4 protein-coding genes are annotated in these 5,380 nt (G+C 54.9%); 1 reads left to right on the top strand and 3 read right to left on the bottom strand.

Annotation, left to right across the window (positions count from 1 at the left end):
• Positions 1–67: 67 nt before the first annotated feature.
• Positions 68–2,374: a glycoside hydrolase family 31 protein gene (locus K2I50_RS02975; RefSeq protein WP_301024763.1), complete on the top strand. Its 2,307-nt coding sequence runs from the start codon at positions 68–70 to the stop codon at positions 2,372–2,374.
• Here the strand turns inward: K2I50_RS02975 and K2I50_RS02970 are convergent.
• From K2I50_RS02970 to murB, 3 genes are all read right to left on the bottom strand, one after another.
• Positions 2,349–3,179: an META domain-containing protein gene (locus tag K2I50_RS02970; RefSeq protein ID WP_301024762.1), complete on the bottom strand. Its 831-nt coding sequence runs from the start codon at positions 3,177–3,179 to the stop codon at positions 2,349–2,351. The genes K2I50_RS02975 and K2I50_RS02970 overlap by 26 nt on opposite strands.
• An 83-nt stretch (positions 3,180–3,262) precedes the next feature.
• Positions 3,263–4,036, bottom strand: coding sequence for an MBL fold metallo-hydrolase (locus K2I50_RS02965; RefSeq protein ID WP_301024764.1), 774 nt, complete (start codon positions 4,034–4,036; stop codon positions 3,263–3,265).
• 41 nt (positions 4,037–4,077) lie between these two features.
• A complete protein-coding gene (murB, locus tag K2I50_RS02960; RefSeq protein WP_301024761.1) occupies positions 4,078–5,094 on the bottom strand; it encodes a UDP-N-acetylmuramate dehydrogenase in 1,017 nt (338 codons plus the stop codon).
• Between the last annotated feature and the right edge of the window lie 286 nt (positions 5,095–5,380).

Here is a 5,380-nt window from a genome sequence, read left to right as displayed (position 1 = left end):
TAAGTAAGTCGTAAAAATTATTACGTATATGACTTACTTATCAATATTAACCATTAGAATAATTATCATGAAATTGCAGAAAATGGCAGTGGCGCTGGTGGCGGCAATCGCAATAGGCGGAGGCAGCATTGAGGCGGCACAGAATGTAAATGCGGAGGTGCCGGCAGGCAACCCGCTGGTGTTCGGCAACAACAGGCTCACGCTTATCACGCCTACACTTTTCCGCCTGGAAAGCACGACCGACGGGCGTTTTGTGGATGAGCGCACAATGTTTGCCTACGACCGTACGTCGCTGCTCGCCGACAGCCTGTACAGCGTAGAAAAAATCGAAGGGACCGGCGCCGACAGCCGATATCCGGTATACCGTATCACCACTCAGGCGATAAGGATTGAATATGTCGATGACGGACATCCGTTTTCCACCTCCAACCTGACGGCTTATTTCGACCACCGCGGAAGGGAGAAGAAGTTTACCATACGCCAGATACAGCGCGGCAATCTTGGAGGCCCGATAGAGACTCTCGACCGCGTAGGGAGCGAGGTGCCTCTCGGCAACGGCCTACTGAGCACCGACGGATGGCATGTCATCGACGACAACCGCGCCGACTTCCTTGACAGCGATGACTGGATCAGCCCGCGCCCGTACATGCCGGCGCATCTCCACGACCTGTACTGTTTTGTCTACGGCACCGACTACAAGGCGGCCCTCAGAAGCCTCGGAGCCATATCGGGGCGCACACCGATGACCCGCAAATGGGTGCATGGCGTATGGTACAGCAAATATCAGGATTACTCAACCGAGGAACTGCTCGAGGTAATCGACGAGTACCGCAGCCACGGCTATCCGCTCGACAATGTAGTGCTCGACATGGGCTGGCACACCAATATCCTTGACAACGGCACCGGCCATAACGGCAAACGACACTGGACCGGATATACCTGGAACCGCAATCTCATCCCCGACCCCAAAGCCCTGATAGACACCATCCACTCCATGGGGCTGACACTTACGCTGAACGACCATCCCCACGATGGTCTGCGTCCGGGCGACGAACGCTACGCCGACTTCGCCCGCACGCTCGGGTATGACCCCGACGGGAAAGAGATACCCCAGTTTGACTCCGGCTCGCGCCGATATATGGAAGCTCTGTTCAGCCACGGGCACGGTCCTACCGACAGCCTCGGGCTTGACCTCTGGTGGGTAGACTGGCAGCAGAATTATATCTATCCCTACGTAGCCGGGACCAACACACGCACACTTCCATGGCTCAACGAACTATTTTACCGGCACAGTCTCCGTGACGGCAAACGTGGCGCCACCTACAGCCGCTGGGGCGGATGGGGCGACCACCGGCATCCGTTTCATTTCTCAGGCGACGCATATACCAACTGGGACATGCTGGCATTCGAGATAAAACTCACCATAGCGAGCGGCAACGCCGGATGCTTCTTCTGGGCTCACGACATAGGTGGCCATAAAGAAATCGGAGGCGGCGAACTGCTGGCGCGCTGGGTACAGTTCGGAGCTATGTCGGCAGCACTGAGAATACACTCTTCGCGCACTCCGGAGTATGACCGTCGTCCCTGGCTCTGCGGCGACTCACTGGCCGAGCGCTCGATGTATGCCGCCTACCGTCTCCGCTCGGAAATGATGCCTTACACCTATACGAGTGTGCGCCAGACGCATGATGATATGGTGCCGCTGACGCGTCCGATGTATATCGACTACAACGGAAATAAAGAGGCTCTGCGCTACGGCAAGCAGTATATGTACGGCGACCTTCTGCTCACAGCCCCGATTGATACAAAGGGAACAGGCGCAGAGCGCACGGCAAGCCAGACGGTGTGGTTTCCCGACGGGGATGAATGGTATGACTTCTTCACCCACGAAAAACATGCCGGCGGCACTGTCGCCCGGATATCCAAACCTCTGGAGTCGTTTCCACTCTTCATGAAAGCGGGTTGGGTCATGCCGATGCAGCCGTTTACCACGCGTCCGGCTTCGGAGATACCCGGTACACTCGTGCTGCGGGTGTATCCGTCGGCCGAGGATTGCTCAAATCTCTACAGCCTTTATGAGGATGACGGGATAAGCATGGAGTATGAGAATGGCAGATACTCCAGAACCGGACTGCGCTACGAGCGCTCCGGCGCGTGGCATTCGGTAAGCGTGCTGCCGGCAGAAGGTGAATATGACGGACAGCCGTCGAAACGCTCCTACCGCCTGGAGCTTGGCACAGAAAAGCCCTGCGACGTCACTGTCAACGGTCGCAAGGCTCATATAGGGTTTGATAATGTAAAGAATGTCTATACTGTAGATATTCCGGCTACGCCGGTGCGCAAGGGTATCACTGTTCGATATCGATATGCTTGAGCACAAGCACGGTCTTGCCGTCCTTGTCGGTCATCACCACAGTGTCGCTTCTACCGGGACGGGCATGCTCCACGCTCTCAAGCGCCACGAGCATAGCGGTCTCTGTAGCCATTGAGGCGGGGTCGCACATCATACGGGTAGTGGCAATGTCAAGGAACTGTATGCTGTTGTTCTTGTCGGGATCGATAAGCAGCGAACCGTTCATGATATTGCAGCCCGTATGGCCGTGGACCTTCTGCTCGGCGATATCGATTACCATCTGCACATCGGTATTGTCATTGGATTTGTTGCCTATCTGAATGGGAGTCCAGGCGCCATTGAGAAACTCCATATTGTGGCGGCGGAGCACCATTATAGTTTTTTTGTTGGCGTCGAGAAGGTCGAGATAGAGTTCGTGGCCCTGGCGTCCGACAGAGAAAAATCGTGCATCGTCGAGCGCCTGGTTGATGGCAGCCTCAAACGGCGCGTCGGCACACGCCATCATAGTCGAAATCACATTTGAGATACTGAGGCTCTGTCCCTGGCCTGTGGTGAAGTCGCCGTTGATGGTATTGCAACCGTTGTTGCCATAGACACGGTGCTCTGAGAGCGAGAAATTCAGATAGGGACGGTTTTCTCCTGTCACTTTCTTTCCGCCCACGGTCCATACATTCCACTCGCCTTCAAGCTGCGAGGCATCTGACTGTTTCATAGTTGTCACTGTCTGGACAGGCTGTTCCTTTGGCTCGGTAATAACTTTCTTATTGCTACCACACGAAGAGAGAATCAGCGCTGTCGCCATTATTGCAAAAAATCTGCTATTCATATTGTTAAAATTTTTATTGTTCTGAATGAAACGAGTTCTCTATGAGTGTCTCTTATTATAAGACACTCTGGAGAGAGTAAAGTTTAACGCGGCACGGATATGGATAGTCCGTCGTAGGCAAGCCTTACCGGCGGAGGGAGCGTCGGCTCAACCACAGCATGAGGCCCGAGGCCGTCAGCAATGTGGGTGAAATATACTGCACGGGGCTTTACACGGGAGACCACAGCAATGGCCTCCTCAACCGACATATGGCTGTGATGCGGAGTATGACGAAGAGCATTTATCACAAGGGTGTCGACGCCTTCGAGCAGCGAAAAAGTTGACTCGGGTATGGTCTTGGCATCGGTGATGTAGGCGAGCGGCCCTATGCGGAAGCCTATGATGGGGAGACGGTCGTGCATCACGGGCAGAGGAGTCACCCGGATGTCGCCAATCATAAACGGTGCCTGAGGATTGACCTCATGGATGGCAAAAACAGGCACTCCCGGATAAAGATTCTCCCGAAAACAATAGGGAACACGGTTGCGCAGGTCCTCGGCCACATCGGCAGTACAGTACACGGGGAAATGTCCGTCGGGGAGCGAATGGCAATAAGGCCGCATGTCGTCGATGCCGCCCACATGGTCGTAATGGCTGTGGGTAAGCAGTACCGCCTCAAGTGGAGGCGCCCCGGCATCAATAATCTGGCGCCTGAAATCGGGCCCGCAATCTATCAGCAGATTCGTGTTGCCTACCGACACAATGGCCGATGCGCGCAGACGCTTGTCGCGTGTGTCGGTCGACAGGCATGCCGGGCAAGTGCACCCTATGGCCGGGACTCCGGTAGATGTGCCTGTGCCGAGAAAGCGCAATGTAATATTTTCTGTCATCAAATCCGTGTTATACAAACCTACATTCATCAGCCGACAAATATCACCTCGGGATGGAGCTGAATGCCAAATATGCGCATCACCTCATCGCAGACTCTGCCACTGAGAGCCACAACATCGGAGGCCACGGCATCGCCGGTGTTGACGATGACAAGGCATTGGAGCGGATACACCATCGCTCCCCCTACCGTTGCCCCCTTGAGGCCGGCATGCTCTATGAGCCATCCGGCCGGCAGCTTGACCGAGCCGTCGGGGAGAGGATATGACGGCATGTCGGGCCACTCGGCGACAAGCTGACGGAATCTGTCGTGCGACACCACCGGATTCTTGAAGAAGGAACCGGCATTGCCCTGGCCCTTTATATCGGGGTCGGGGAGCTTGGAATGACGTATCTCCATCACACGACGTCGCACATCCATCGAAGATAGATTATCGCAGTCGGCAAGCTGGCGCAATGGTCCGTAGGCGAGATTGAAAACCGGCTCGGTTGTAAGCCGCACCGTGACTGCGGTGACTACATAGCGGCCTGCGGCCTGCGGCTCCTTGAAGAGGCTCTGACGATAACCGTAGCGCAGCTCCGAGGGGAGGAGCACGACTTCACGCGAAAGCACGGTGTCGTAGGCAGTGACCGAATGTATACGGTCGGCCAGCTCTACCCCATAGGCTCCGATATTCTGCACGGCAGCCGCACCTACCGAGCCAGGAATCATCGAGAGATTCTCGATGCCGTTGTAGCCGGCACGACACACATGCTCCACAAAATCGTCCCATCGCTCGCCCGCTCCGGCAGTAGCCAGGACTTCAGTGCCGGAGCCGTCGAAGGTGATTCCCATGACAGCCGAATGCAGCACAACGCCCGGATAATCACATGTGAACAGCAGGTTGCTGCCTCCACCCATATGCAGCACCGGGAGGCCCTGCAACTCGGGCATTGCCAGAATCTCGGTCAACTCCCCGACCGAGGAGTAGGACGCATAGTAACGCGCGCGTGCCGGTATATGGAATGTTGTAGACGGAGCGAGATCAAAGTTGCTTTGCAGATTCATAACATATGATGTTTAGAGCTTGTTTAATAATAAATGTTACCGTCAGGGCGGTCAATCGTCGAGCATATTTTCGCTTGTGATGAGGGAGTTATGGGGTTCCATAACGACCGAAGAGCAGGCGGAAAGATGCCGGCGATTGACCGACTGGAGGTAATTTGTTTAACATCGTTGATATATTTTTGCATTTATTTCAAATTCAGCAAGAGAGCGAGGAATTATAAAATTACCGGTTGTTTCGTATATCTTGGCCGCTTTTCGCCCTGTTCCTCAGTCGTGTACATAAAGT

The sequence above is a fragment of the Muribaculum sp. genome (assembly GCF_029051885.1).
GTDB lineage: Bacteria > Bacteroidota > Bacteroidia > Bacteroidales > Muribaculaceae > Muribaculum.
The sequence above is the reverse complement of the archived record's forward strand: the minus strand, read 5'-3'. Positions and strand labels throughout refer to the sequence as shown.